Origin of the sequence: Leisingera daeponensis DSM 23529 (assembly GCF_000473145.1) — a bacterium.
In the GTDB taxonomy this organism is placed as follows: domain Bacteria; phylum Pseudomonadota; class Alphaproteobacteria; order Rhodobacterales; family Rhodobacteraceae; genus Leisingera; species Leisingera daeponensis.
Genome location: NZ_KI421500.1, coordinates 1,545,866 through 1,569,719, shown reverse-complemented (window position 1 = coordinate 1,569,719; position 23,854 = coordinate 1,545,866). Strand labels below are relative to the sequence as shown.

Sequence of the window (23,854 nt, the reverse complement as noted above, 5' to 3'; positions counted from 1 at the left end):
TCGTAGCTTTGACCCGCAAGACCGTTTCTTCCGGCCGTAAATTTCCCGGGGGAGGGGCCGAGGGGGCGCGCCCCCTCAGAACGCATCGCCAGTGAGCACCCCGGCCGCCCGCAGCTCCGGGCGTGACGGGATCCACAGCGCCCCGTTGCCAACGGCAAAGATCTCGCGTGCAAATGCCGCGCGGATGCCCTGCTGCCGGAAAAAGGCCAGGTCCTTCCGTTGTTCCTTCAGCAGATCCACCTGCGGCAGCCCGCCTTCGAACATCAGTGCATAGCTATGAAACCCCAGTTGCCCGCCGGCGGCCAGGCGGCGCGTGCGCCCGGCGGCAAACATCAGCGTGCAGGCAGAGGCGCACAGCGCCGCGGCCTCGGTATCCAGCTGATGCCGGCGGATCAGCTTTGCCGCGCCGCGGGCCTCGTAGATCAGCCCGCCAGGCCCCGCCAGCCGCACCCGGCGCACCTCCGGCGCGGCGGCCAGCAGCGCCTCCATCCGCCGGGTCAGCCCATGGGTGATTTCGCCGTCAAACACCAGCACCAGCCCGTCTTCGGATACGCTCAGGCTGTACTGGGCCTCGCGCTCCAGCCGCCGCTGCTCGGCATAGGCGGGCGCCTCCACTGCCCGGGCAATCAGCAGCGCGTCCCACCACAGGATCACCGCCGCAAACCCTGCAAACAGCAGCACCAGATAACCGCCCCAGACCGGCATCATCGCCCCGGTGCTGCGCACATGCGCATCGGCGCTCAGCTGAAACGCCCGGGCCTGCCACAGCAGAAAAAGCCCGTCCGCCGCCATCAGCACGAAGGCCAGCGGCACCGGCAGCCGCACCCATTGGTTCAGCGCCAGCCATCCCAGCACCAGACAGCCCCGCGGCAGCACCACCTGCAGCGCCAGGCTGCGCGGCAGAGACGGGGGCAGGGCGCTCATCCGTTCAGCCCTGCCGCCGCCTTGGCCGGGGCAGGCGCCAGCTGCAGGACGGGCAGTGGTTTGCCTTCAGAAAACATCGCGGCCCTTTCCGGCGCGGCAGGCTAGTTTTGCGTCAGATACTGTCTTGCCGATTTCTGCACGGCGCGGGTGACTTCGGCAAGGGCGGGCGCCATTACCCGCGCCACCTGCCAGGTCAGCGGCACCGGCAGCGTGCTGCCCGCAATCAGCGGCACCAGCCGGCCGCTGCGGATGTCCTCCGCCACCATCGGCAGCGGGTTCATGCCCCATCCCAGGCCCGCCGCGGCCGCGTCGATGAACGCTTGGGTCGACGGCAGGAAATGGGCGGGCGGCGACAGGCCGGGCGCCACATTGCGCTCCAGCCACAGCCGCTGAAGATTGTCTTTTGCGTTGAAGATCATACAGGGCGCTTTTGCAGCAGCCTCGGGCGTTACCCCCTGCGCAAACCAGCGCGCCATGAACTCCGGGCTGGCAGTCGCGGCGTAATCCAGCGTGCCCAGCGGATAGGCTTCGAACCCGGTCACCGGCTTGGAACTGGCAGTCACCGCGGCAGAGACCTCGCCCCGTTTCAGCCACTCCGCGCTGTGGTCCTGATCATCCACCAGCAGGTCGAACAGCACCCCGTCCACCGCCGCCATCGCCCCGATGAACCAGCTCGCCAGGCTGTCGGCATTGACCGCAATCCGCAGCCGCACCGGGCCGTGGTCCGCCTCCAGCGAAAGCTCGCGCGCCAGCTGCGCCTCCAAGAGGCCGATATCTTCGGCATGTTTGGCGATCCGCAGCCCCGCCGCGGTGCCGGTGCAGGGCGATCCCCGCAGCACCAGCGCGGTGCCGGTGCGGTCCTCCAGCGCCTTGATCCGCTGGGATATGGCCGAAGGCGTCACCGACAGCGCATGCGCCGCCGCCTCAAACGCGCCGAGGCGCAAGACCGCGCTCAGCGCTGCCAGCTGGCTGGGATCCATCTGCATTAGCAACTCTAATCTGACTTAAATCTCTTTAACTGGATTAATCCCGTGCGAGGTTTTAGTCAAACACCAGCACATGAATGGAGACACCGATGCCCCCCAGCCTGCTTGCCGGATTTGCCCTTGGCCTCAGCCTGATCATGGCGATCGGCGCCCAGAATGCCTTTGTCCTGCGGCAGGGGCTGCGGCGCCAGCATGTGTTCTGGATCTGCCTCACCTGCGCGGGCTCCGACGCGGTGCTGATCACCGCGGGCGTCTTCGGGTTCGGCTCCCTGGCGCTGGCGGTACCGTGGTTCGAGCAGGCGATGCGCTTGGGCGGTGCGGCCTTCCTGATCTGGTACGGCGCCCGCGCCCTGCGGGCCGCCTGGCAAGGCGGGGAGAAGCTGGAAGCAGCGCAGGAGGGCGCAGGCGCCGCGCTGCTGCCGGTGCTGGCCACCGTGCTGGCGCTCACCTGGCTGAACCCGCATGTCTATCTCGACACGGTGGTGCTCCTCGGCTCGATCTCCGCCCAGTATCCGCAGCCGCTGGTCTTTGCCGCCGGCGCCACCATCGCCAGCTTCACCTTCTTCTTCACGCTGGGCTACGGCGCCAGCCTGCTGGCCCCGGTCTTTGCCCGCCCGCGCGCCTGGCAGGTGCTGGACGCCATCGTCGGCCTCACCATGTGGGCGATTGCGGTGAAGCTGCTCTTGATGTGACGAACAGCGCCTGTGCGCGCACAGGTCTAACGCCTGCGGTGAAACGCCCTACCTTGTCCCTGTAGCCACCGACAGGAGGGAAGGATGAGCTGGAACCCGGCACTGGAACCGCAATGCCCCGACGCGGGCGATCTCGACGCGATTGAAACGGTGATCATCCCGCGCGCCCGCGACATCGGCGGCTTCGAGGTCCGCCGCGCGCTGCCTGCGCCGCGCCGCCAGATGGTCGGGCCCTTCATCTTCTTCGACCAGGCCGGACCGGCGGAGTTTTTGACCGGCCAGGGCATCGACGTGCGCCCGCACCCGCATATCGGCCTCGGCACAGTTACCTACCTCTACGAGGGCGAGTTCGAGCACCGCGATTCCCTGGGCACCCACCAGATGATCTATCCCGGCGAGGTGAACTGGATGGTGGCGGGCGAGGGCGTCACCCATTCCGAGCGCACCTCCGCCGCGACCCGAAAAGGGGCCAGCAGCCTGTTTGGCATCCAGACCTGGATCGCGCTGCCCGAAAGCCACGAGGATGCGCCCGCAAGCTTTGAACACCACGGCAAGGAGGCACTGCCGCTGCTGGAGGGCGAGGGCAAGGCCGCCCGTCTGATCCTCGGCACCGCCTGGGGGGAGAAAGCGCCGGCAACGCTTTATTCCGACACCTTCTATGCCGATGTGGTGCTGCAGGCCGGGTCCAAGCTGCCCCTGCCCACGGATCATGAGGACCGGGGCATCTATGTGACCCAAGGAGCGGTGGAAATTGCCGGCGAAACCTTCGAGGCCGGCCGCATGATGGTGTTCCGTCCGGGCGACGAAATCACCGTGACCGCAGGCCCCCAGGGCGCCCGGCTGATGGCGCTGGGCGGCGAGACGCTGAACGGGCCGCGCTATATCTGGTGGAACTTCGTCGCCTCCTCCCGCGACCGGATCGAGGCGGCCAAGGAATCCTGGGCTGCCGGTGACTGGCAGCACGGGCGCTTTCAGCTGCCGCCGGGCGATGATCAGGAGTTCATCCCGCTGCCCTGACGCCGCAGGGTTCCGGCGCGCAAAGCGGACCGCCCGGAACTATTTCACATGTGAAGCCTTGTGCCGCCGCCCGAACGGGTGTTCTGTCACCTCATGAGCCAGACCGCAGACACCGCCCCAGCCCTCCAAAACCCGCTCAGAGGCGTGTTCTGGATGGTGGTGACCGGTCTGTGCTTTGTCGCGGTGACAGCGCTGGTCAAATACCTGGGCAGCCGCATCCCGCCGGCCGAAAGCGCGTTTCTGCGCTATCTGCTGGGTCTGGTGTTTCTGATCCCGATGGCCGGATCCCTGCGCAGGGCGCGGCTGACCCCGCGTCTGTGGGGGCTCTATGCGGGCCGCGGCGCGGTGCATACGGCGGGCGTGATCCTGTGGTTCTACGCCATGACCCAGATCCCGCTGGCTGAGGTCACCGCGATGAACTACCTCTCGCCGGTCTATGTGACATTGGGCGCGGCGCTGTTTCTGGGCGAAAAGCTGGCCTTCCGCCGCATCTCCGCCATTGCGGTTGCCCTGATCGGCGCACTGATCATCCTGCGCCCGGGCTTCCGCGAAGTCTCGCCCGGCCACATCGCCATGCTGTTCACCGCGGTGTCCTTCGGCGCTTCGTACCTGATCGCCAAGTTCACCGTCGGCAGCAACAGCCCGGCGGTGGTGGTGGCAATGCTCTCGGTCTTCGTCACCCTGGGGCTTGCCCCCTTTGCCCTGGCCGTCTGGGTGACGCCCACCCTGACCGAGCTTGCGATCCTGTTCGGCGTCGCCTGTTTTGCCACCGCGGGCCATTACGCCATGACCCTGGCCTTTGCCGCCGCACCCGTGACAGTGACCCAGCCGGTCACCTTCCTGCAGCTCGTCTGGGCGACCCTGCTGGGCGCCCTGGTGTTTGCAGAGCCGGTAGATATCTGGGTGGTTTCCGGCGGCGGGCTGATCCTGGCTGCCGTCAGTTTCATCTCCTGGCGTGAAGCCAGGATCAAAAAGAAGGCAGCTACACCTTCCGGTAACCCCGCCGGGCTTTGATCGTCTTAATGATGTTACATGTCCGGGGTAATCTCCCGCCCTTACAGGTGTCAGCGGGGGCTGTGAATGGCGTTTTTCCTTTGGCTGCCAGCGCTGCTGCTGGCTGCCCTCTCAGATCCGTCGGCCGCCAGTGCCGGGACCAGTATCTGCAATGATACCGGCGCCCTGCACCAGCTGGCCGTAACGGCGCGCACCGATGGCAGCTGGATCACTCAGGGCTGGCAGGCGCTGGCGCCGGGCGACTGCGTCGATCCGCTGCCGGAGGGGTATGAGGGACGGTTTTTCTACTTCCGCGCCGAAAGCCCGGGACACCAGTTCCGCGACGACAGCATCCGCTTCTGCACCAAAGCAGGGCCGTTCCGCGCCGGGGGCAGCGGCGATTGCAACGCCCGCGGCTACCGCGAACAGGCCTTCGCCAGGGCCCGCATCAGCACGGACAGCCAGACGATTGCGCTCAGTTCCCGTTCCCAGGCCTCGGTCGCCGCGCCGGATACAGACGCCGCCGGCAGCACACCCTACGCGGCAGAGGTCGTCCTGCAGGGCTGCAGCCCGGAGCAGGACGGCTCCCCTGCGGCCTGCCGCTTTGTCGGCGGCGGCATGGAGGTCCGGGCCACCGCCGGCAAACCGGCCGCCGCGCCGGTATTTGCGTTTCTCCTGACTTTGCAGCAGGGCGCGCCGCTCGCGGTCGAGGGGGAACTGATCAGTTCCTTCGGCTCTCACGGTGATCTGGACCTGCACAGCGCCGCCTTGCGCCAGCCGAACCATCATGACCGGCTGCTGCAGCGGATGCAGGGACGCTGGGTGTCCGCCGCGGATCCCGGCGACAGTTTCACCCTGTCCGGCGCGGTCCGGCAGGTCAGCTACAGGGGCAGCGCGATGGCGCCGGAATTCGTCTCGGTGCAGGGCGGCTGCCGCGGCACCAGCACGGCGGGGGATTTTCTGCTGGCCCGCGACAGCGAACGCGGCACCAGCCTGTGCTACCGGATCCAGTCTCTTAGCAGCGATGAGCTCAGCCTGATCTACTTGCCGCGCGGCACCCGGCTGGTCTACCGGCGCCTGCCGGAAGGCTAGGGCGACCCCTCAGGCGTTCAGGGGATCACCAGATCCACCACCCGGTGCGCCGCCGCGCGGGCGTCCTGCGGGTTCAGCGCCTCCTCGGATTGCGCCGCCTGCAGCCAGACACCGTCCATGTAGCACTGCAGCGCCTGGCGCGCGGTTTCCAGCTGTTCCGCCGGCAGCAGCGCCCGCAGCTCGGCCAGGAAATGGCTGCGCACCCGGGCGCGGTTGATTCGGTGCAAGCGGCTGAGTCGCGGCGAATAGGGGGCGTTTGCCCAGAACTGCATCCAGATGCTGCACTGCGGAACGGTGAACAGATCGTCGGCAAAGTTCGCATCCATCACCGCATAAAGCCGCTCGCGCGGGCTGCGGGCGGTGGCGTAGCCGTCGCTCATCGCGCGGCGCAGCTTGCCCAGAAGATGCAGCATCGTGGCTTCCATCAGCCCTTCCTTGGAGCCGAAATAATAGTTGATCGAGGCCGCCGACGCCCCGGCTTCCCTGGCGATTTCCGCCATCGTTACAACCCCATAGCCCCGCTTGTGCACGGCGACGATGGTGGCTTCGATCAGCTCTTCGTTGCGGATGTCCCGGATGCGTTTCCTGCTCATGACAAAGTTGTGCGGCAATTGGGGCGCCGTTTCAACTGTTGTTAGAAGGAAATGAAATCTTGAATGGCCATTCAAAAAACCGTTTGGCCGGTCAGCCGGCTGTGGTATGTACCCATTCCATGTCTAAGGGCGGAAACCGCCCGGAAATGGGAGGGACATATGACTTCAATCATCTCGTTCGGGATTCTGCTGGCCTTTGCGCTGGTGGCGTTCTGCGTGATCAAATGGTGGAACGTCCGCAACGTCGGCGTGACCCCGGTTCACCTTTTCACCTTCATCGCCATCCTGTTCACCTCCGGTCTGGACGTGGGCCTGATCATGTTCCCGCTGGCCTGGGACTTCCCGCTCTATGCGGACACCGCCGCGGAGCCGGCCTATGGCTTCACCAACCCGCTGGCGCTGGAATTCGGCTTCTGGGGGTTCCTGATCTGGGGCTTCTACTTCCTGACGACCTTCTATTTCTGCGTGATCGAGCCGCGGGTGAAGTTCTTTGAGATCCCGCTGGTAAAATGGATCAACAACATCGTGATCATCGGCACCTGCGCCTTCACCGGCGCGCTGTTCCTGATCTACCTGCCGTATTACGCGACCTTCATGGGTGACGGCGAAACCGTGATCCCGGCCTTCTATGTCATCACCTTCCTGGTGATCATGTTTGCCGCCTTCTCCTCCACCGACATCAAATACGTGCGCATCCTGTCAGTTGGCTCCACCGTGCTGTTCCTGGCGCTGATCCTGGGCATGTGGGCCTATGCGGGCATGGGCCTGGGTGCCTTTGCCGAGACCGCCGGCAACATCGGCGGCTATTTCTCCAACATCCACAAGTTCATCCTGCCGCTGACCGACTATCATGAGTTCTACCTGTTCTGGTGGTTCGCTTGGTCGATCATGATCGGCCAGTTCACCTCCCGCTTTGTCGGCGGCCTCAAGACATGGCAGGTGCTCGCAGCGCTGCTGGTGTTCCCGTCGATCCCGCTGGGTGTGTGGTTCTCGGTGCTGTATTACTACCACCTGAACAGCATCGAAACGACGCTGCTGATCAACGTCTCCATGGTGGCGGTGGGCATCATCTTCGTGGTCAACTCCTTTGACTCGCTGATCCGCCTCTACACCGACAACCTGAACCTGACGGCCAAGCGGTTCGGCACCATTCCCTATGTGCTCGGCAACTCGGCTGTGCTCTTCGGCCTGACCCTGGCCTTCCAGAGCCAGTGGCTGCAGATCCAGTGGATCGGCACCATCGTGATCGGCATCTACGTGGCGTGCCTCGCCTACATCGTGGCCTTCAAGCGCAGCGACGTGATGAGCATCGACGCCTCGCCCGAGGAAAACACCCTCGATTTCGAAAAGATCAAGACGGCCCACTAGGGGCGGTCTCCCGGCTGGCCCCCAAGTTTCCCCGAATGACGGGACCAGCCACCAACTGCCTGGCAGCGCTTTCGGGCCTGCCAGGCGCCTTTGCAAAGCATCGCCAATTCTTGGGAGGTCCGCGATGAGTGCCCCGAACATTCTGATCCTGATGGTCGACCAGTTGAATGGGACGCTTTTCCCGGACGGCCCCGCCGAATGGCTGCATGCTCCGAACCTGAAGAAGCTGGCGGAACGCTCCACCCGCTTCAAGAACGCCTATACGGCGTCGCCCTTGTGTGCGCCGGGCCGCGCGTCCTTCATGTCCGGCCAATTGCCCTCGCGCACCGGCGTCTATGACAACGCGGCTGAGTTCCGCAGCGACATCCCGACCTACGCGCACCATCTGCGCCGCGCGGGCTATTACACCTGCCTCAGCGGAAAGATGCACTTTGTCGGCCCCGACCAGCTGCACGGGTTCGAGGACCGGCTGACCACCGACATCTACCCGGCCGATTTCGGCTGGACGCCTGATTACCGCAAGCCGGGCGAGCGGATCGACTGGTGGTATCACAACATGGGGAGTGTCACCGGGGCAGGGGTGGCCGAGACCTCCAACCAGATGGAATACGACGACGAGGTTGCCTACAACGCCACCGCCAAGCTCTATGAGCTGTCGCGCGGGCTGGACGGCCGCCCTTGGTGCGTGACTGTCTCCTTCACCCACCCGCACGACCCCTATGTGGCGCGCCGCAAGTACTGGGATCTGTATGAGGACTGCGAGCATCTGCTGCCCGAAGTCCCGGCGATGGACTATGAGGACCACGACCCCCACGCGCAGCGGATCTTTGACGCCAACGACTGGCGCAACTTCGACATCTCGCAAGAGAACATCAAACGCTCCCGCCGCGCCTATTTCGCCAATATCTCCTATCTGGACGACAAGATCGGCGAGATCCTGAACGTGCTGGAGACCACAAGGCAGGAGGCGATCATCCTGTTTGTGTCCGACCACGGCGACATGCTGGGCGAGCGCGGCCTGTGGTTCAAGATGAACTTCTACGAAGGCTCCGCCCGGGTGCCTTTGATGATCTTCGCCCCGGACCTGCCTGCGGGCCTTATCGAAACCCCGGTTTCCACCATCGACGTGACGCCCACGCTGGGCGCGCTGGCCGGTGTCGATATGGCAGAGATCGCACCCTGGACCGACGGCCAGAACCTGGTGCCGCTGGCCACCGGCGCTGAGCGGACTGAGCCGGTGCTGATGGAATACGCGGCAGAGGCCTCTTATGCGCCGCTGGTCTCCATGCGCTACGGCAAGTGGAAGTACAACCGCTGCGCCCTGGACCCCGACCAGCTGTTCGATCTGGAGGCCGATCCGCACGAGCTGACCAACCTTGCGGACGATCCGGCCCATGCCGGCACGCTGCAAACCCTGCGCGCCAAGTCAGAGGCCCGCTGGAACCTGGAGACCTTCGACGCAGAGGTGCGCGCCAGCCAGGCCCGTCGCTGGGTCGTCTACGAGGCGCTGCGCCAAGGCGGCTATTACCCCTGGGATTACCAGCCGCTGCAAAAGGCCTCCGAGCGCTACATGCGCAACCACATGAATCTCGACACCCTCGAGGAAAGCAAACGCTTTCCCCGCGGAGAATAGCGATGACCCCATCCGAGTTGAAAACCGCACACGGGCATAGTTCCCGCCACCGCTCCGAAATCGAACGCAGCCAAAAATGCGGCTGCTTTCACTGCACAGCGGAGTTTTCGCCCACGCAGATTTCCGACTGGTGCGATGACGAAAACCCGCAACAGCAGTGGACGGCGATCTGTCCGAAGTGCGGCATTGACTCTGTCATTGGAGACGCATCCGGCATCGATGTTTCTCCTGAATTTCTTACCGCAATGAACAAGCACTGGTTCTGACATGACTCATCCCGCACAGCCCAAAGCCAGCCATTTCATCAACGGCGCATACGTCGAAGACACCGCCGGCACCCCGATTCCGGTGATCTACGCCGCGACCGGTGAGCAGATCGCCACCGTCTACGCAGCGACCCCGGCCATTGTCGAAAAGGCGCTGTCCACTGCCAAGGAAGCGCAAAAGGCATGGGGCAAGATGACCGGCACCGAACGCGGCCGCATCCTGCGCCGCGCCGCCGACATCATGCGCGAGCGCAACCACGAACTGTCGGTTCTGGAAACCTACGACACCGGCAAGCCGTTGCAGGAAACCCTGGTGGCCGACGCCACCTCCGGCGCCGATGCGCTGGAATACTTCGGCGGCCTCGCAGGCTCACTGACCGGCGAGCACATCCCGATGGGCCGCGACTGGGTCTATACCGTGCGCGAGGCGCTGGGCCTCTGCGTCGGCATTGGCGCTTGGAACTACCCGACCCAGATCGCCTGCTGGAAAGGCGCGCCTGCGCTGGCCTGCGGCAACTCGATGGTGTTCAAACCCTCCGAGACCACGCCGCTCTGCGCCCTCAAAGTGGCCGAGATCCTGCATGAGGCGGGCCTGCCTGCCGGCCTCTACAACGTCATTCAGGGCATGGGCGATGTCGGGGCCGCGCTGGTCACCGACCCGCGCGTCGACAAGGTCTCGCTCACCGGCTCTGTACCGACCGGCAAGAAGGTCTATGCCGCCGCTGCCGCAGGCATGAAGCACGTCACCATGGAACTGGGCGGCAAGTCCCCGCTGATCATCTTTGACGACGCCGATGTGGAAAACGCCGTCGGCGGCGCCATCAACGGCAACTTCTATTCCTCCGGCCAGGTCTGCTCCAACGGCACCCGCGTGTTCGTGCAGAAGGGCATCAAGGAGAAATTCCTGGCCCGTCTGGCGGAACGCACCGGTGCCGCCGTTCTGGGCGATCCGCAGGACGAGGCGACCAACTTCGGCCCGATGGTCACCGAAAACCAGATGAACATCGTGCTGGGCTACATCGAGAAGGGCAAAGAGGAAGGCGCCCGCCTGATCTGCGGCGGCAAGCGCGCAGACATGGACGGCTTCTTTGTCGAACCCACTGTCTTCGCCGATGTGACCGACGACATGACCATCGCCCGCGAGGAAATCTTCGGCCCCGTCATGTCCGTCCTCGACTTCGACACTGAGGAAGAGGTGATCGCGCGCGCCAACGACACCGAGTTCGGCCTGTCCGCCGGCGTCTTCACCAACGACTTCAGCCGCGCCCACCGGGTGATCGCCCAGCTGGAGGCCGGCAGCTGCTTCATCAACTCCTACAACGACGCGCCGGTCGAGGCGCCGTTCGGCGGCGTGAAAGCCTCCGGCGTGGGCCGCGAGAACTCGAAAGAGGCGATCAAGCACTTCAGCCAGGTGAAGTCGGTCTACGTCCGCATGGGCGACGTCGAGGCGGCGTTCTGATTGCCCTATTGGGCAACGCCCACCCGCCCGCCCGTTGCCCAATAGGGCAATCAGGGCAGGGCGCAAGACAACCGGAGCTGCCTGCCCAGGCGGGCGGCCCCGGCAGGAAATGCAAGGCAGAGCCGGGCAGGCGGGCAGCCCCCGGTCTCAGCGACGGAGAGAAGAAATGAACGCGGATTATGTGATTGTCGGCGCCGGCTCTGCGGGCTGTGCCATGGCCTACCGGCTCAGCGAGGCCGGCAAGAAGGTCTTGGTGATCGAACACGGCGGCACCGATGCCGGGCCGTTTATCCAGATGCCGGGCGCGCTCAGCTACCCGATGAACATGCCGCTGTATGACTGGGGCTACAAATCCCAGCCCGAACCGCATCTGGGCGGGCGTGAACTGGTCTGCCCGCGCGGCAAGGTGATCGGCGGCTCCTCCTCGATCAACGGCATGGTCTACGTGCGCGGCCATGCGGGCGACTACAACCACTGGGCCGAGTCCGGCGCTGCCGGCTGGTCCTATGCCGACGTGCTGCCCTACTTCAAGCGCATGGAAACCTGGAACGACCGCGGCCACGGCGGCGACCCGGACTGGCGCGGCAAGGACGGCCCGCTGCATGTGACCCGCGGCCCCCGCGACAACCCGCTGCATGACGCCTTCGTCAAGGCGGGCGAACAGGCCGGCTACCCGGTCACCTCCGACTACAACGGCGCGCAGCAGGAAGGCTTCGGCCCGATGGAGATGACGGTCTACAAGGGCCGCCGCTGGTCCGCCGCCAACGCCTATCTGAAGCCCGCGCTGAAGCGTGAAAACTGCGGCCTGATCCGCGCCTTCGCCCGCAAGGTGGTGATCGAGGACGGCCGCGCCGTGGGTGTCGAGATCGAACGCGGCGGCAAGGTCGAGGTGATCCGCGCCAATGCCGAGGTGATCCTGGCGGCCTCCTCGCTGAACTCCCCCAAGATGCTGATGCTCTCCGGCATCGGCCCGGCCAAGCATCTGGCCGAACACGGCATCGGCGTGGTCGCCGACCGCCCCGGCGTCGGCCAGAACCTGCAGGACCACCTGGAATTCTACTTCCAGTTCGCCTGCAAGCAGCCGATCACCCTGTTCAAATACTGGAACCTTCTGGGCAAGGGCCTGGTCGGGGCCCAGTGGATGTTCACCAAAACCGGCCTGGGCGCCTCCAACCAGTTCGAAAGCGCCGCTTTCATCCGCTCCGACAAGGGCGTCGACTACCCGGACATCCAGTACCACTTCCTGCCGATCGCAGTCCGCTACGACGGCCAGGCGGCGGCAGAGGGGCATGGCTTCCAGGCCCACGTCGGCCCGATGCGTTCGCCCTCGCGCGGCGAGGTCACGCTGGCCTCCGCCGATCCCAAGGACGCGCCGAACATCCTGTTCAACTACATGTCGACCGAGCAGGACTGGATCGACTTCCGCAAATGCGTGCGCCTGACGCGCGAGATCTTTGCTCAGGACGCGATGAAGCCCTTCCTCAAGCACGAGATCCAGCCCGGCGAGCACCTGCAGACCGACGACGAGATCGACGGCTTCCTGCGCGAGCATGTGGAAAGCGCCTATCACCCCTGCGGCACCTGCAAGATGGGCAGCGTTGATGATCCGATGGCTGTCGTGGACCCGGAATGCCGCGTGATCGGCGTCGACGGCTTGCGCGTCGCCGACAGCTCGATCTTCCCGCGCATCACCAATGGCAACCTCAACGGCCCCTCGATCATGACGGGCGAGAAGGCCTCCGACCACATCCTGGGCCGCCGCCTGCCGTCCTCCAACGCAGAGCCGTGGTTCAACCCGAACTGGCGCGAAGCGCAGCGCTGATCCTGCTGCCAAGCCAGCAAGCCGCCCGCCACCTCCCCTTTGTGCGGGCGGCTTATTTGCTGCAAAAATTCTTTCCGAAAATCAGCGCGCCGCGCACATCTTTTGATCCGCGTCAAAGTGGCGGGGCAGGGCACCGCATAATCTGCAACCGACCCTAGGAAAAAGGAGCGAGCAGGTGTCCAATACTCCCCATGAACTGGCCGAGGAATTCCCGGAAAAAGCAGCTGTGATGAGCCAGCTGAAACAGTCCGACGCGCATTTCGCCAAGCTGGCGGATGAATACCACGAGGTGAACCGCGCCGTGCACCGCGCGGAAACCAACGTGGAGCCGGTCAGCGCTCAAGCCGAGACCGACCTGCGCAAACAGCGCGCCGCGCTGAAGGATGAGATCTGGGGGATCCTGTCCAAAGCGTAAGGCCTTTAGGGAACACCTTGGGATAGGGGCGTCAGCGGCGCCCCTTTTTCCTGCCGTATCGGCACAATCGCTGGTTCCCATGGACAGACAGGCAGGAATGCGGCATCTCTTCCGCATGAATACCGTGGTTCAGACAGCCGCGCTGTGCAGCCTCAACCGGATTGCGATCCAGGTTTGACACGCCGGGCCGGGTGGAGAACCGCTGCGAACGCTTTGTGCGTTTGCGTCTGACGAGGCTGATACAATGTCTGGAAGATCCCCCGTACTGCATCTGTTTTGCGGCATGATGGCGTCCGGAAAGTCGACGCTGGCCGCCAGCCTAGCCCGCGCGGACGGCACCGTTCTGATTGCCGAGGATCAGTGGCTCAGCACCCTTTTCGGCCCGGAAATGTCCACGGCGCAGGATTATCTGCGATTTGCGTCCCGGCTGCGCAGCAGGATGGCGCCGCACGTTGTGTCACTGCTGGACGCGGGCGTCTCGGTAGTCCTGGACTTTCCCGCAAACACGGCGGAAACGCGTGCCTGGATGCGTGGTATCCTGGATCAAACCAGCGCCGCGCATCAGCTGCATCTGCTGGCAGTGCCCGATGACCTCTGCCTGGCCAGGCTGCGGCAGCGCAATGCGGACGGCAGCCATCCCTTTGCTCCGACAGAGGCGCAGTTCCGCCGTTTCTCCGCGCACTACAGCGAACCAACGGCAGAGGAAGGCTTCGACATCCTGCGGCACGTTCCGGAGGGATGACACGCCCCCGGCCTTTAGAAAGGTTCAGGGCGGCTGCCGCGGCGGTCACGTCTTTGACAGCTCCCGCAGGAACGCTTCGCCCGCCGCCAGCCCGGCATCCCAGGTCGCCTGGATCTTCGCCGGATCGGTAAAGTCGATCTTGTCCGCGGGCACTTCTTCTTCAGGCGCAACATACAGCCGTCCCGCCACCTCCGGCAGGCGCTTGTACTTGCGGGTCAGCAGCACCAGCGTGCGCCCCTCGTCCGGCTCCGGCATCGGCGCCTGATCGGCCATGCCGCCGTCGATCACCGCCCGCCCGTTCCAGCGCGGCGGCGCGAACACCGGCGGGATGGTGGCGGCAAACCGCACCAGATCGGCCAGCCTGCCGTCGCGCGCCGCGGCATTTGCGTCCACCAGGCTGGAGGTGACGCCAATCCGCTCCGCCCAGTTGAAATGCGGCGAGCCGACCAGATGCAGCTCCGCCTCATAGGCCAGCGTGGCCAGGCTGCCGGTCAGCCGCGCCCAGCGGTGCGACGGCGGATGCCCCAGCAGGATCTGCGCCTGCGGCCCGGCGGCCACCCGCGCCATCGCATCGCCGTCCAGCGCCCGGGTAACCACCTCCCCATAGACCCGCTGGTGCGGGGTCAGCCCGCCCTCGCCGGGCTGGTGCCAGCTGATGTTGCTGCTTGTCTTGCGGAAAGCGTCCTTCATCTCTGCCAGCACCCGCTCGCCGCGGCCGGCCAGAAACCCGGCGAGCGTCAGCGCGCCGCCGGACACTCCGGTCACCCGGACAGGTCTCAGCGGCAGCGCATCCTGCACCACGTGCAGGAAGCCGCCCTGCCAGAAACAGCGGCATCCGCCGCCGGACAGGACCAGTTGTTCAAATGCTGCCATGATCCCTAACCTAGGGCGCGCGGCAGCCGCGGGCCAGCCGCGGCGTCAGCTGACTTCATAGGGCAGCACGCCGCGCTGATCGGTGTTGATGGTCAGCCGCCGCTCCAGCGGCGGAACCGAACGCTGGTGGCAGTCCTTCCTCTCGCAGATGCGGCAGGAGATGCCGATCGGCTCATAGGCGCTGTCGTTGCTCACATCCAGATTGTCCGCATAGACCAGCGCATCCGCATGGCGCACCTCGCACCCCAGCGCAATCGCATAGCGCCTGACCGGCGCGCCGAAGGAGCCGCCGGGCTTGGACACATCCCGCGCCAGCGAGATATAACGCACCCCGTCCGGCGTCTCCGCCAGCTGGCGCAGGAACCGGCCCGGCGTTTCAAATGCCCTATGCACGTTCCACAAAGGGCAGGCGCCGCCGAACCGGGCAAACTGCAGCCGCGTGGCCGAATGCCGCTTGGTGATCGTGCCCGCCTGATCGACCCGCACGAAGAAGAACGGCACCCCCTTGGCGCCGGGCCGCTGCATCGTCGACAGCCGGTGCGCGATCTGTTCGATCGAGGCGCCGAAGCGGATCGCCAGCAGCTCCAGGTCATGGCGGCAGGCCTGCGCTGCCTCCAGGAACCGCCTGTAAGGCATCAGCGCGGCCCCGGCGAAGTAGTTGGCAAGGCCTATTTTGGCGATGGCGCGGGCCTCCTCGCTCTGGAACTTTGCAAAGTCGAGGGTGGCCTCCAGCAGCTGGTTCTGCCGCAGCAGCGCCACTTGCAGCAGCATCTGGAACAGCTGCGTCTGCGGGGCGGAGCGGTTGGACAAATGCAGCACGCCGGTATCCGCATCGAAGTGGCGCAGCCCCTCCATCTCGGTCTGCTTCACGGCAACGCCGCCGCGCTCCAGCTCCGCCACCGCCGCGGCGCGGATATCGCTGGTGGCGGCAAACCGTTCTGCCGCGTGATCCACCGCGTCGATGTAGTTATCGCAGTAATGGAAGAAATCGCGCACTTCTTCCCAAGGGGAGGCCTGAATGCGGGCATCCTCCCGTCCCAGCGCCTCGTCCAGGGAGGCCAGGCGCTCATGCGTCTGACGGTAGGCCCGGTGCAGCGCCAGAAAGGCCCGCGCCAGCGCCGGCGCGTTTGAGGCCGTCAGCCGCAGATCCGCCAGCGGCGGCGCGTCATCGGCAAACACCGGATCCGCCATCGCCTCGCGCATATCGCTGACCAGCCGCTCGCTGTCGCCCGCGCTCAGCTCGGTCACATCCATGCCGAACTCTTGCGCCAGCGCCAGCACCACCGTGGTCGACACCGGGCGGTTGTTGTTCTCCATCTGGTTCAGATAGGGCAGGGAGACGCCCAGCTTGGCGGCGAAATCCTTCTGCGTCAGCTCCAGCCGCTGCCGCATCTCGCGCAGCTTGGCGCCGGCATAAAGTTTCTGGGTGGCCATGGGGCGCGCCTTTGCAAATCCAACTCCTGCGAACAGTATAATTGCAAAGGGGCGCCTGCAAGGCCGCGGCGGCGTTTAAGCGCGGATCTGCCGCTCCCGCCAGACCACCAGCAGGATCGCAATCAGCCCGCTGGCGGCCGTGGCAAACATGACCACCAGCAGCGGCACCGCGGTCGAACCGGGCACCAGCAGCATCCCCGCAAAGGCGCTGAGCGCCGCGCCCGCACCGATCATGATCGCGCCGCTGAGGCCCGAGGCCGTGCCCGCCAGATGCGGCCGCACCGAAATCGCGCCTGCTGTGGCATTGGGGATCGCCATGCCATTTCCCAGCCCGACAAAGCACATGAGACCGAAGAAGGTCATCACACTGTCCGCGCCTGCCATCGCAATCAGCAGAGACAGCAGCACCCCGCCGCCGTTGATCACGCAGCCCCACAGCACCATGCGGTTGACCCCCAGCCGCATGGAGTAGCGGCCGGAGATGAAGTTGCCGGCGAAATACCCCACCGCAGGCGCTGAGAAGTAAACGCCCAGTTCCGCCGTGCTCAGCCCGTAAATCTCGGTGCCGACAAACGGCGCTCCGCCCAGGTAGGCAAAGAACGCCCCCGAGGCGAGACCCGAGGACAGCGAATAGCCCCAGAACCGCGGCGAGCGCAGCAGCTCGGGATATTCGAGGAACTGCGCCACCAGCGTCTTGCCGCTCTTGTGCGCGGTTTCGCCGAAATCGGTGAAGGTGATCATCAGCGTCGCCGCGCCGACCAGGAACAGCATCCAGAAATTGGCCTTCCAGCCCATCCACTGATCCAGAAAACCGCCGATCGCCGGGCCGATCATCGGCACGATTGCCATGCCCATGGTGACATAGCCGATCATGCTGGCCGCTTCGTTGGTGTCATAAAGATCGCGCACCGCGGCGCGGCTCAGCACCATGGTGGCCGCCACCGCCGTCTGCGCCACCCGGAACATCAGGAATACCTCCGCCGTCGGCGCATAGATGCAGCCCAGCGTCGCCAGAAGGAACAGCGCGATGCTGGTCAGGATCACCGGCCGCCGTCCCATCTGGTCAGAGATCGGCCCGACAAAGATCTGCACCACCGCGTTGCCCGCCAGATACAGTGCCACCGACAGCTGCATCACCCGGTAGTCGACCGCATAATACTCCGACATGCCTGCCAGCGACGGCAGATGCAGGTTCATGCCAAGCGCCGAGAGGCCTGCCAGCAGGATCAGGGTAAAGATGCGCGGAGGCGTCCGCTGGCCGGCGGCCCGGGTATCATATGTGGACATACAATCCGGTTAGAGCAGTCGGCGGGTGTTGTCCATCTGTGCCATGTGCAGCGGCGCACAGGGGTTACGCCGCGTCAAAAGATCCTTGCAAGAAATTCGCGGCCTCACCTATGGTTGCTCAGGCAGCGCATATTTCCGCGCATTCCCCCAGGGCCGCCATTTTGTTGTGTTGAGGTGATACATGGCCAATACCCCGGATCCGCTCGCCAACAACCCGGCCATCCGCCAGTGGGCCGAACGGTTTTATGCCATCAAGGCCTGGACCATGCCGGATATGCCGGAGCCCGGGGACGAGGATCTGGACTTGCGGCGCAAGGCGGCGCTGGCGGAACTGGCCAAGATCACCATTCCTGCCGCGCTCAGCTCCGGCGCCCGGCGCAGCCTGGCGGGCGGGCGCAAGGCGCTGAAAAAGGAGATCCTCAGCGCCGGCGGCGCGGATGCCTTCGATCAGATCGGCAGCGATATCCAGGAACTGTCGGCTCAGGTCACCGCCCAGACCGCCATCGCGGCGGCCCGGGACAAGGCGCAGGCCGCCCTGGCGGCGGCTGAGGCGAAATTCGCCGCCGTGCGCGACAGCCTGGATCAGGGCGCCTTCACCTATCTCGAAACGCGGATCAATGCCGCGCACAAATCCATGGCCGCCGCGGTCACGGTTTCCGATTTCGAGGCGGTGGAGGCCTCGGCCAAGGATATCACCGCCCGGGCGGAGGCCGCCAATACCTACGGCCTGTTCTTCGACACCTGGACCCGCGGCACGCTCTCGCTGATTGCCGCGCTCAGCGGCGGCGCCAAGGACACTGCGGAGGCCGACCGCAGCGCCCGGATGAAAACCGCCGCAGGCCATTCCAAGACCGGCGATTTCGGCGCTGCAAAAACGGCGCTGGAGGGCTGGAAGGCCAACCTCGGCGACGAGGGTGATTTGGCCAAGGCGCTCAGCTTTGACGCGCTGCTGGCGGACTACATGGCAAACACCCACGGCCGCTGCGACTTTATCCTGTCCAGCATGGTGCCCGACGCCAAGGACTACCGCAACCACCTGAAAAACGCCAAGAAAAAGGCCTATAAGGAACAGAAGTTCGCCGATGGCGAGGCGCTGCTGCAGGAGTTGATCGGCTACAGCTCCCCGGACCGCAGCGCGCTGGCCCGCTACATGCGCACCTTTGATGCGTCGCTGAGGGCCGACAAGGGGTTCCGCGATGCCTTGGCCGCGGCCGATGCCAAGCAGAAGTTCAAGGGCACCAATGACCCTGCCGGGGCGATGGCGGATTTGAAGGTCTGGGAAAATGCGAACCGCGTGCTGATGCGCCAGAGCCGCTCCAAGCAGATCGTCAAGGCGCTGGAGAAGAAATACGAGGCACTCAAGAAGGTTCTGGCGGAGCCTGAACTGTCCGACCTCACCGCCACCTGGGACGCGCACAAGGCGCTGGCGGATGCCGGGAACTTCGACAAGGACGCTGGCGCGCCTCAGTACCACGTCAAGCTCAACGCGCTGTTTCAGCTCATGAAGGTCGTGGATGAGCGGCGCGAGATGGCGCAGATCCTGCAGCGCTATCCGGCGGCTGCCGGGTATGATTTCCAACAGCCGGTAAACACGGCCCTTGGCGCGCAGAAATACCCCGAGGCCGTGGCCGCGGTGCCCGGCGCGCTGGCGCTGCTGCGCGCCATGCCGGCGTATCTGGAGGCCAGGCAGGCTGCCGAAGATCTGCTGGCGATGCTGCCGGGCGACGCGGATGAGCTGACCGGCCCGCTGGATGCGGCGCTCAAGGCGGCAGAGGTAACCGCCCGCGGCGGCGATCCGGCCAAGGCCGCCGGCGATTTGCAGGCGGTGCTGGACGGCACCGACTACATGGATCTTGCGCTGGCGATGGCGGACTACCGCGCCAAGCTGGCCAGGGTCGAAAAAGAGCACAGCCGGACCAGGAAATACCTCAACCTGAAACCGGCTGAAGACGCGCTTGACGAGTCACTGAAAACCGCCACGGACCGGGCGGACAAGGACAAGGAATACGGCGACGCCTTCCTGATGCTGGACGCGCATCAGAAGCTGCTGCAACTGGCAAAACCGATGGCCACCGCCCGCTTCCAGGTGCAGGGCATCCTCAAGGCGCTGGAGCGGGCCGGCACGGAGGCCGGTAAGCTCACCCCCTTCAAGGAGCGGGCCGCGGCGGCTGAGGAGGAGGCGAAGAAACCCGACTTTCCCAAGGCCAAGACCGCCTTTGACGGCATCCGCACCGATCTGCAGGCGCTCTGCAAGGAAGCTGCCGGGGACTGCGAGGCGAAGGACGGCGTGGACAGCAACGCGGGCCACTCGCTGGACCGCCACGGCCCGGACGTCAGCGACGAGGACCTGATCCAGCGCCTCAAGACCGGCAAGCCGCCGAACGCAAAAACGGATGACGAGCGCTCCTACACCGGCGCCTCCTCCAAGTTCCACAGCCCGCAGGACTGGCTGGCAGGCCGCGAACTGGCGGCCCAGGCGGCCAAGGGCAAGGGAGTCGAAATCGACGACACGGAAATGACGGTCTCCGGCAATCCGCTGGACTGGCCCGAGGAAAACTTCGACTGCACCGTCGAGCACGGCCGCCCGATCGACAAGGCCTATGTCGGCCGCAAGAAGCATGTGCGCCTGGACGACAACGGCGAGCCGGTCCCCGACAAGACCTATGAGACCTTCGAGGAAATCGAGGGCCTGACCCGCGCCTATGTGAACTTCATCTGGGAGCCGGAGAAGCTGCCCGCCGAAACCACGGACCATCCCGCCCCCGGCACGGCCCATCCGGAAGTGAAGCCGCAGGACAACGCCGATTACGCCGGGAAATACCAGGAACGGCACGGCACCGCCCCGGCCAAGATCCCGGGCCGCTGGGTGATGATGCAGCAGTACCCGGTCGCCGACGGCTGGGACAATGAGACCAAGACCTACACCAACGCCAATCCGGGGAACATGATCCCATGAAAATCCGCAAGGAACTGATCGCAGGCTACACGCGGCTGCTGACCATGGGCCGGGCCGTCAACGCGCCCGATCCGATGGCCGACCTCTCCCAGTTCGACGCCGATATCCGCGCCATGCACAGGCGCGCCCACAAAGAAGGCAACCTGGACTGGCTGCGGCTGGCGCTGGACTCGCTGATCGCCAATCCGCGCGGCCGCATCGGCGAGTTTGCAGGCCAGCAGTACCCGTTCAGCGACGCGGAGCTGCAGGCGCTGTTCCGCCGCGCCTATGAAACGATCTGGCCCGGTCAGCCGCTGTCGGACCCCGGCGATGAGGCGGATCTGGAGTTTGTTGATATGAGCGCCGAAGACTGGGCCGCCGCCGCCGGCAGCGCCAGCTAGGAGGATACCATGCCAGACCAGGCTTTTGATTCCGATGCCGTCCTGAAACTCCTGAAGAAGTCCAAGGCCAGCGGCAATGAGCTGCCCTTTGCCTTCGGGCTGGCGGGCAAGCCGGAAAACTGCGGGCTGATGATCGACCTGCGCAAGCCCGGCAAGGTGCTGCGCGGCGACATGAAGAAGATGCCGGGCATCAAGAAGACCTGTTTCGGCACCCTTCGGGTGGAGGAGAACGACGTCTTCCTGATGCCGGAAAAACCGCTGAAGGGCATCGTCAAACAGCTGAAGAAGCGGTTCAAGGCCGAAGGCATGGTCAAGTTCAAGCCGGTGCTGGTTGGCCCCGACGGCAGTATCATCGACGAGGACAGCCTGCCGGACGACGAAAGCGAGGCACAGGAAGCCAGCGCCCCGGAACAGGCGGATGATGGCGCAGCGGCTGCCCTGAAACAGCGCATCGCCGCCTTCGCTGAAACGGTCAAGGCGCTGGGCAATCCAGAGCTGGCGGGCAAGCTCGCGCCGCAGATCAAGGCCAGCGCCAAACTGCTGGGGCAGGGCGATCACGGCGGCTGCGCCGCCCGGCTCGACCAGCTGGAGGCGGTGCTGGCCAAGCTGCAGGCGCAGCCCGAACCGGCCCCGGCGCAGTCCGGGCAAGCGGCCAAGCTCGGCAAACTGCTGGCGGCGCAGGCGGCCCGGATCAAGACCCTGCCGCCGGAGCAGGCCGCACCGCTGGCGGAGCAGGCCCGCGCCATTGCCGCCAGTCTCAAATCCGGCGCCCTGCCGGACGCCGCAGCGGGCCTCAAGGCGCTGATCAAGGCGCTGGACGCCCCGGCAGAGGCTGAGGCGCCGCAGGCAGACGTGATGGCGATCTGGCAGGCCGCCAAGGAAGACGTCGACCGCGGCATCTCCGGACTGCAGGCGGCACTGCGCTCCCAGAACCACCCGGTGCTGGCGCAGATTGCCGATGCCGGGCTGGCCGGGGTCACCGACGGCAACCAGACCGCCCTGATGAAGGCGCTGTTCGAGATGAAATCCGCCACCGGCGAAGCCCGCAAGGCTGCTGCGCAGGCGCTGCTGGCCCAGATCGCGGCCTATCTCAAGTTCCTCAGGGACGATCCGGTGATCACAATGGTCGAAGACAACCCCTTTGGCGTCTCCGTCCCGGTCAAGGCGCCGCTGACCAGCGCCCTGCGGCAGATGGCGGACATCGCCAAGGCGGCTTGAGGCGGCCCGCCGGCTCGCTGTGCGGAGCGGAATGGCGCGGGCGGAATTTGCTGATTTTCAAATTTGCTAACCGCGTATGCAAACGGTTTGCAAATTTGCGATAATATCCTTTGGCTTGGCGCCTGCGCAATATATGGTCCCGGTGACATCTACAGGGGACATGTGCCATGAAAGACATCCTTTCCGAGCTGGAAGACCGCCGCGAGGACGCGCGGCTGGGCGGCGGCCAGCGCCGCATCGACGCACAGCATGGGCGCGGCAAGCTGACAGCCCGCGAACGGATCGAGCTGTTGCTGGACGAGGGCAGCTTCGAAGAATTCGACATGTTCGTCAGCCACCGCTGCACCGATTTCGGCATGGAAGACAACAAGCCCGCGGGTGACGGCGTGGTCACCGGCTGGGGCACCATCAACGGCCGCCAGGTCTATGTCTTCTCCCAGGATTTCACCGTTCTGGGCGGCTCGGTCTCCGCGACCCACGCCCAGAAGATCTGCAAGATCATGGATATGGCAGTGCAGAATGGCGCGCCGGTGATCGGCATCAACGATTCCGGCGGCGCCCGCATCCAGGAAGGCGTCGATGCGCTCGCAGGCTACGCCGAGATCTTCCAGCGCAACATCATGGCCTCCGGCGTGATCCCGCAGATCTCCGTCATCATGGGGCCTTGCGCGGGCGGCGCGGTCTATTCGCCCGCGATGACCGACTTCATCTTCATGGTCAAGGACACCTCCTACATGTTCGTGACCGGCCCGGACGTGGTGAAAACCGTGACCAACGAGGTGGTGACCGCTGAGGAACTGGGCGGCGCCTCCACGCACACCAAGAAGTCCTCCGTCGCCGACGGCGCCTTCGAAAACGATGTCGAGGCGCTGGCCGAGGTCCGTCGCCTGGTCGACTTCCTGCCGCTCAACAACCGCGAAAAACCGCCGGTGCGCCCGTTCTTCGACGAGCCGGGCCGCCTGGAGAGCAGCCTGGATACCCTGATCCCGGAAAACCCCAACAGCCCCTACGACATGAAGGAGCTGATCACCAAGGTGGCGGACGAGGGCGATTTCTACGAGATCCAGGAGGATTTCGCCAAGAACATCATCACCGGCTTCATCCGCCTCGAAGGCCAGACCGTCGGCGTCGTCGCCAACCAGCCGATGGTGCTGGCCGGCTGCCTCGACATCGACTCCTCCCGCAAGGCTGCCCGTTTCGTGCGCTTCTGCGACTGTTTCGAAATCCCGATCCTGACCTTCGTCGACGTGCCGGGCTTCCTGCCGGGCACCTCCCAGGAATACGGCGGCGTCATCAAGCACGGTGCGAAACTGCTGTTTGCCTATGGCGAAGCCACCGTGCCGAAGGTCACCGTGATCACCCGCAAGGCCTATGGCGGCGCCTATGACGTGATGGCCTCCAAGCACCTGCGCGGCGATTTCAACTACGCCTGGCCGACCGCAGAGATCGCTGTGATGGGTGCCAAGGGCGCGACCGAGATCATCCACCGCGCCGATCTGAACGATCCCGAGAAGATCGCCCAGAAAACCGCGGAGTATGAAGACCGTTTCGCCAACCCCTTCGTGGCGGCCGAGCGCGGCTTCATCGACGAGGTGATCATGCCCCAGTCCACCCGCCGCCGGGTCAGCCGCGCCTTTGCCTCCCTGCGGGGCAAGCAGCTGAAGAACCCGTGGAAGAAGCACGACAACATTCCGCTGTGAGTGG

General features: G+C 65.3%; 21 protein-coding genes. 15 read left to right on the top strand and 6 right to left on the bottom strand.

Annotated features, from left to right (window positions below; genetic code table 11):
* Positions 1-75: 75 nt before the first annotated feature.
* Both DAEP_RS0108040 and DAEP_RS0108030 read right to left on the bottom strand, forming a co-directional pair.
* Positions 76-924 carry a COG3904 family protein gene (locus tag DAEP_RS0108040; protein WP_027244301.1) on the bottom strand — a complete coding sequence of 283 codons (849 nt, stop codon included), beginning with the start codon at positions 922-924 and terminating at the stop codon, positions 76-78.
* Between the two features lie 101 nt (positions 925-1,025).
* Positions 1,026-1,910, bottom strand: coding sequence for a LysR family transcriptional regulator ArgP (locus tag DAEP_RS0108030; RefSeq protein WP_027244300.1), 885 nt, complete (start codon positions 1,908-1,910; stop codon positions 1,026-1,028).
* An 89-nt stretch (positions 1,911-1,999) separates the two neighbouring features.
* On the opposite strand from DAEP_RS0108030, the gene DAEP_RS0108025 reads away from it, so the two are divergent.
* From DAEP_RS0108025 to DAEP_RS0108010, 4 genes are all read left to right on the top strand, one after another.
* On the top strand, positions 2,000-2,602 hold the full coding sequence (locus DAEP_RS0108025) for a LysE/ArgO family amino acid transporter (protein ID WP_027244299.1): 603 nt from the start codon (positions 2,000-2,002) through the stop codon (positions 2,600-2,602).
* 84 nt (positions 2,603-2,686) lie between these two features.
* Positions 2,687-3,619, top strand: coding sequence for a pirin family protein (locus DAEP_RS0108020; RefSeq protein WP_027244298.1), 933 nt, complete (start codon positions 2,687-2,689; stop codon positions 3,617-3,619).
* A 93-nt stretch (positions 3,620-3,712) separates the two neighbouring features.
* Complete coding sequence (locus DAEP_RS0108015; RefSeq protein ID WP_050761569.1) at positions 3,713-4,633, top strand: DMT family transporter; 921 nt, start codon at positions 3,713-3,715, stop codon at positions 4,631-4,633.
* Positions 4,634-4,699: 66 nt separating this feature from the next.
* Positions 4,700-5,704 (top strand): DUF1036 domain-containing protein, encoded by a 1,005-nt coding sequence (locus DAEP_RS0108010; RefSeq protein ID WP_027244297.1) that lies wholly within the window; start codon positions 4,700-4,702, stop codon positions 5,702-5,704.
* A gap of 17 nt (positions 5,705-5,721) precedes the next feature.
* On the opposite strand, the gene betI is transcribed toward DAEP_RS0108010, so the two are convergent.
* Positions 5,722-6,297, bottom strand: coding sequence for a choline-binding transcriptional repressor BetI (gene betI, locus DAEP_RS0108005; RefSeq protein WP_027244296.1), 576 nt, complete (start codon positions 6,295-6,297; stop codon positions 5,722-5,724).
* A gap of 159 nt (positions 6,298-6,456) precedes the next feature.
* On the opposite strand from betI, the gene DAEP_RS0108000 reads away from it, so the two are divergent.
* From DAEP_RS0108000 to DAEP_RS0107970, 7 genes are all read left to right on the top strand, one after another.
* Positions 6,457-7,665, top strand: coding sequence for a choline transporter (locus tag DAEP_RS0108000; RefSeq protein ID WP_027244295.1), 1,209 nt, complete (start codon positions 6,457-6,459; stop codon positions 7,663-7,665).
* A 124-nt stretch (positions 7,666-7,789) separates the two neighbouring features.
* Positions 7,790-9,298, top strand: a complete 1,509-nt coding sequence (gene betC, locus DAEP_RS0107995; RefSeq protein WP_027244294.1) for a choline-sulfatase — start codon at positions 7,790-7,792, stop codon at positions 9,296-9,298.
* A 2-nt stretch (positions 9,299-9,300) separates the two neighbouring features.
* Positions 9,301-9,564 carry a hypothetical protein gene (locus DAEP_RS22515; RefSeq protein WP_036760527.1) on the top strand — a complete coding sequence of 88 codons (264 nt, stop codon included), beginning with the start codon at positions 9,301-9,303 and terminating at the stop codon, positions 9,562-9,564.
* Position 9,565: 1 nt separating this feature from the next.
* Positions 9,566-11,023, top strand: coding sequence for a betaine-aldehyde dehydrogenase (gene betB, locus DAEP_RS0107990; protein WP_027244293.1), 1,458 nt, complete (start codon positions 9,566-9,568; stop codon positions 11,021-11,023).
* Between the two features lie 166 nt (positions 11,024-11,189).
* Positions 11,190-12,845 carry a choline dehydrogenase gene (betA, locus tag DAEP_RS0107985; protein ID WP_008556961.1) on the top strand — a complete coding sequence of 552 codons (1,656 nt, stop codon included), beginning with the start codon at positions 11,190-11,192 and terminating at the stop codon, positions 12,843-12,845.
* 175 nt (positions 12,846-13,020) lie between these two features.
* Positions 13,021-13,260, top strand: a complete 240-nt coding sequence (locus DAEP_RS0107980; protein ID WP_008556628.1) for an HP1242/YdcH family protein — start codon at positions 13,021-13,023, stop codon at positions 13,258-13,260.
* Between the two features lie 244 nt (positions 13,261-13,504).
* The gene (locus DAEP_RS0107970) at positions 13,505-14,002 is read left to right on the top strand and encodes a P-loop nucleotide/nucleoside kinase family protein (protein WP_027244292.1); all 498 of its coding nucleotides are present in this window, start codon (positions 13,505-13,507) and stop codon (positions 14,000-14,002) included.
* A gap of 45 nt (positions 14,003-14,047) precedes the next feature.
* Here DAEP_RS0107970 and DAEP_RS0107965 read toward each other — a convergent pair whose 3' ends face one another.
* From DAEP_RS0107965 to DAEP_RS0107955, 3 genes are all read right to left on the bottom strand, one after another.
* Positions 14,048-14,875, bottom strand: a complete 828-nt coding sequence (locus DAEP_RS0107965) for a patatin-like phospholipase family protein (protein WP_027244291.1) — start codon at positions 14,873-14,875, stop codon at positions 14,048-14,050.
* 45 nt (positions 14,876-14,920) lie between these two features.
* A complete protein-coding gene (locus DAEP_RS0107960; protein WP_008555016.1) occupies positions 14,921-16,309 on the bottom strand; it encodes a helix-turn-helix domain-containing protein in 1,389 nt (462 codons plus the stop codon).
* Positions 16,310-16,384: 75 nt separating this feature from the next.
* On the bottom strand, positions 16,385-17,596 hold the full coding sequence (locus tag DAEP_RS0107955; RefSeq protein ID WP_008556603.1) for a multidrug effflux MFS transporter: 1,212 nt from the start codon (positions 17,594-17,596) through the stop codon (positions 16,385-16,387).
* Between the two features lie 181 nt (positions 17,597-17,777).
* Here DAEP_RS0107955 and DAEP_RS0107950 point away from each other — a divergent pair, with 181 nt between their 5' ends.
* The 4 genes from DAEP_RS0107950 to DAEP_RS0107935 all read left to right on the top strand — a co-directional run bounded on the left by DAEP_RS0107950 (position 17,778) and on the right by DAEP_RS0107935 (position 23,850).
* Positions 17,778-20,552, top strand: a complete 2,775-nt coding sequence (locus DAEP_RS0107950) for a hypothetical protein (RefSeq protein ID WP_027244290.1) — start codon at positions 17,778-17,780, stop codon at positions 20,550-20,552.
* Complete coding sequence (locus tag DAEP_RS0107945; protein ID WP_027244289.1) at positions 20,549-20,932, top strand: hypothetical protein; 384 nt, start codon at positions 20,549-20,551, stop codon at positions 20,930-20,932. Before DAEP_RS0107950 ends, DAEP_RS0107945 begins: the two co-directional genes overlap by 4 nt.
* Positions 20,933-20,941: 9 nt before the next feature.
* On the top strand, positions 20,942-22,150 hold the full coding sequence (locus DAEP_RS0107940; protein ID WP_027244288.1) for a hypothetical protein: 1,209 nt from the start codon (positions 20,942-20,944) through the stop codon (positions 22,148-22,150).
* A gap of 167 nt (positions 22,151-22,317) precedes the next feature.
* Positions 22,318-23,850 carry an acyl-CoA carboxylase subunit beta gene (locus DAEP_RS0107935; protein ID WP_027244287.1) on the top strand — a complete coding sequence of 511 codons (1,533 nt, stop codon included), beginning with the start codon at positions 22,318-22,320 and terminating at the stop codon, positions 23,848-23,850.
* Positions 23,851-23,854 lie beyond the last annotated feature (4 nt).

Excerpts from the sequence above, each read along its gene's own strand:
- DAEP_RS0107965 (WP_027244291.1), bottom strand. The coding sequence starts at position 14,875 with ATGGCAGCATTTGAACAACTGGTCCTGTCCGGCGGCGGATGCCGCTGT.
- DAEP_RS0107935 (WP_027244287.1), top strand. The coding sequence starts at position 22,318 with ATGAAAGACATCCTTTCCGAGCTGGAAGACCGCCGCGAGGACGCGCGG.
- DAEP_RS0108040 (WP_027244301.1), bottom strand. The coding sequence starts at position 924 with ATGAGCGCCCTGCCCCCGTCTCTGCCGCGCAGCCTGGCGCTGCAGGTG.
- DAEP_RS0108020 (WP_027244298.1), top strand. The coding sequence starts at position 2,687 with ATGAGCTGGAACCCGGCACTGGAACCGCAATGCCCCGACGCGGGCGAT.
- DAEP_RS0108030 (WP_027244300.1), bottom strand. The coding sequence starts at position 1,910 with ATGCAGATGGATCCCAGCCAGCTGGCAGCGCTGAGCGCGGTCTTGCGC.
- DAEP_RS0107940 (WP_027244288.1), top strand. The coding sequence starts at position 20,942 with ATGCCAGACCAGGCTTTTGATTCCGATGCCGTCCTGAAACTCCTGAAG.
- DAEP_RS0108025 (WP_027244299.1), top strand. The coding sequence starts at position 2,000 with ATGCCCCCCAGCCTGCTTGCCGGATTTGCCCTTGGCCTCAGCCTGATC.
- DAEP_RS0107945 (WP_027244289.1), top strand. The coding sequence starts at position 20,549 with ATGAAAATCCGCAAGGAACTGATCGCAGGCTACACGCGGCTGCTGACC.
- DAEP_RS0107955 (WP_008556603.1), bottom strand. The coding sequence starts at position 17,596 with ATGTCCACATATGATACCCGGGCCGCCGGCCAGCGGACGCCTCCGCGC.
- betC (WP_027244294.1), top strand. The coding sequence starts at position 7,790 with ATGAGTGCCCCGAACATTCTGATCCTGATGGTCGACCAGTTGAATGGG.
- DAEP_RS22515 (WP_036760527.1), top strand. The coding sequence starts at position 9,301 with ATGACCCCATCCGAGTTGAAAACCGCACACGGGCATAGTTCCCGCCAC.
- DAEP_RS0108010 (WP_027244297.1), top strand. The coding sequence starts at position 4,700 with ATGGCGTTTTTCCTTTGGCTGCCAGCGCTGCTGCTGGCTGCCCTCTCA.
- DAEP_RS0107960 (WP_008555016.1), bottom strand. The coding sequence starts at position 16,309 with ATGGCCACCCAGAAACTTTATGCCGGCGCCAAGCTGCGCGAGATGCGG.
- betB (WP_027244293.1), top strand. The coding sequence starts at position 9,566 with ATGACTCATCCCGCACAGCCCAAAGCCAGCCATTTCATCAACGGCGCA.
- DAEP_RS0107950 (WP_027244290.1), top strand. The coding sequence starts at position 17,778 with ATGGCCAATACCCCGGATCCGCTCGCCAACAACCCGGCCATCCGCCAG.
- DAEP_RS0108000 (WP_027244295.1), top strand. The coding sequence starts at position 6,457 with ATGACTTCAATCATCTCGTTCGGGATTCTGCTGGCCTTTGCGCTGGTG.
- betI (WP_027244296.1), bottom strand. The coding sequence starts at position 6,297 with ATGAGCAGGAAACGCATCCGGGACATCCGCAACGAAGAGCTGATCGAA.
- DAEP_RS0108015 (WP_050761569.1), top strand. The coding sequence starts at position 3,713 with ATGAGCCAGACCGCAGACACCGCCCCAGCCCTCCAAAACCCGCTCAGA.
- betA (WP_008556961.1), top strand. The coding sequence starts at position 11,190 with ATGAACGCGGATTATGTGATTGTCGGCGCCGGCTCTGCGGGCTGTGCC.
- DAEP_RS0107970 (WP_027244292.1), top strand. The coding sequence starts at position 13,505 with ATGTCTGGAAGATCCCCCGTACTGCATCTGTTTTGCGGCATGATGGCG.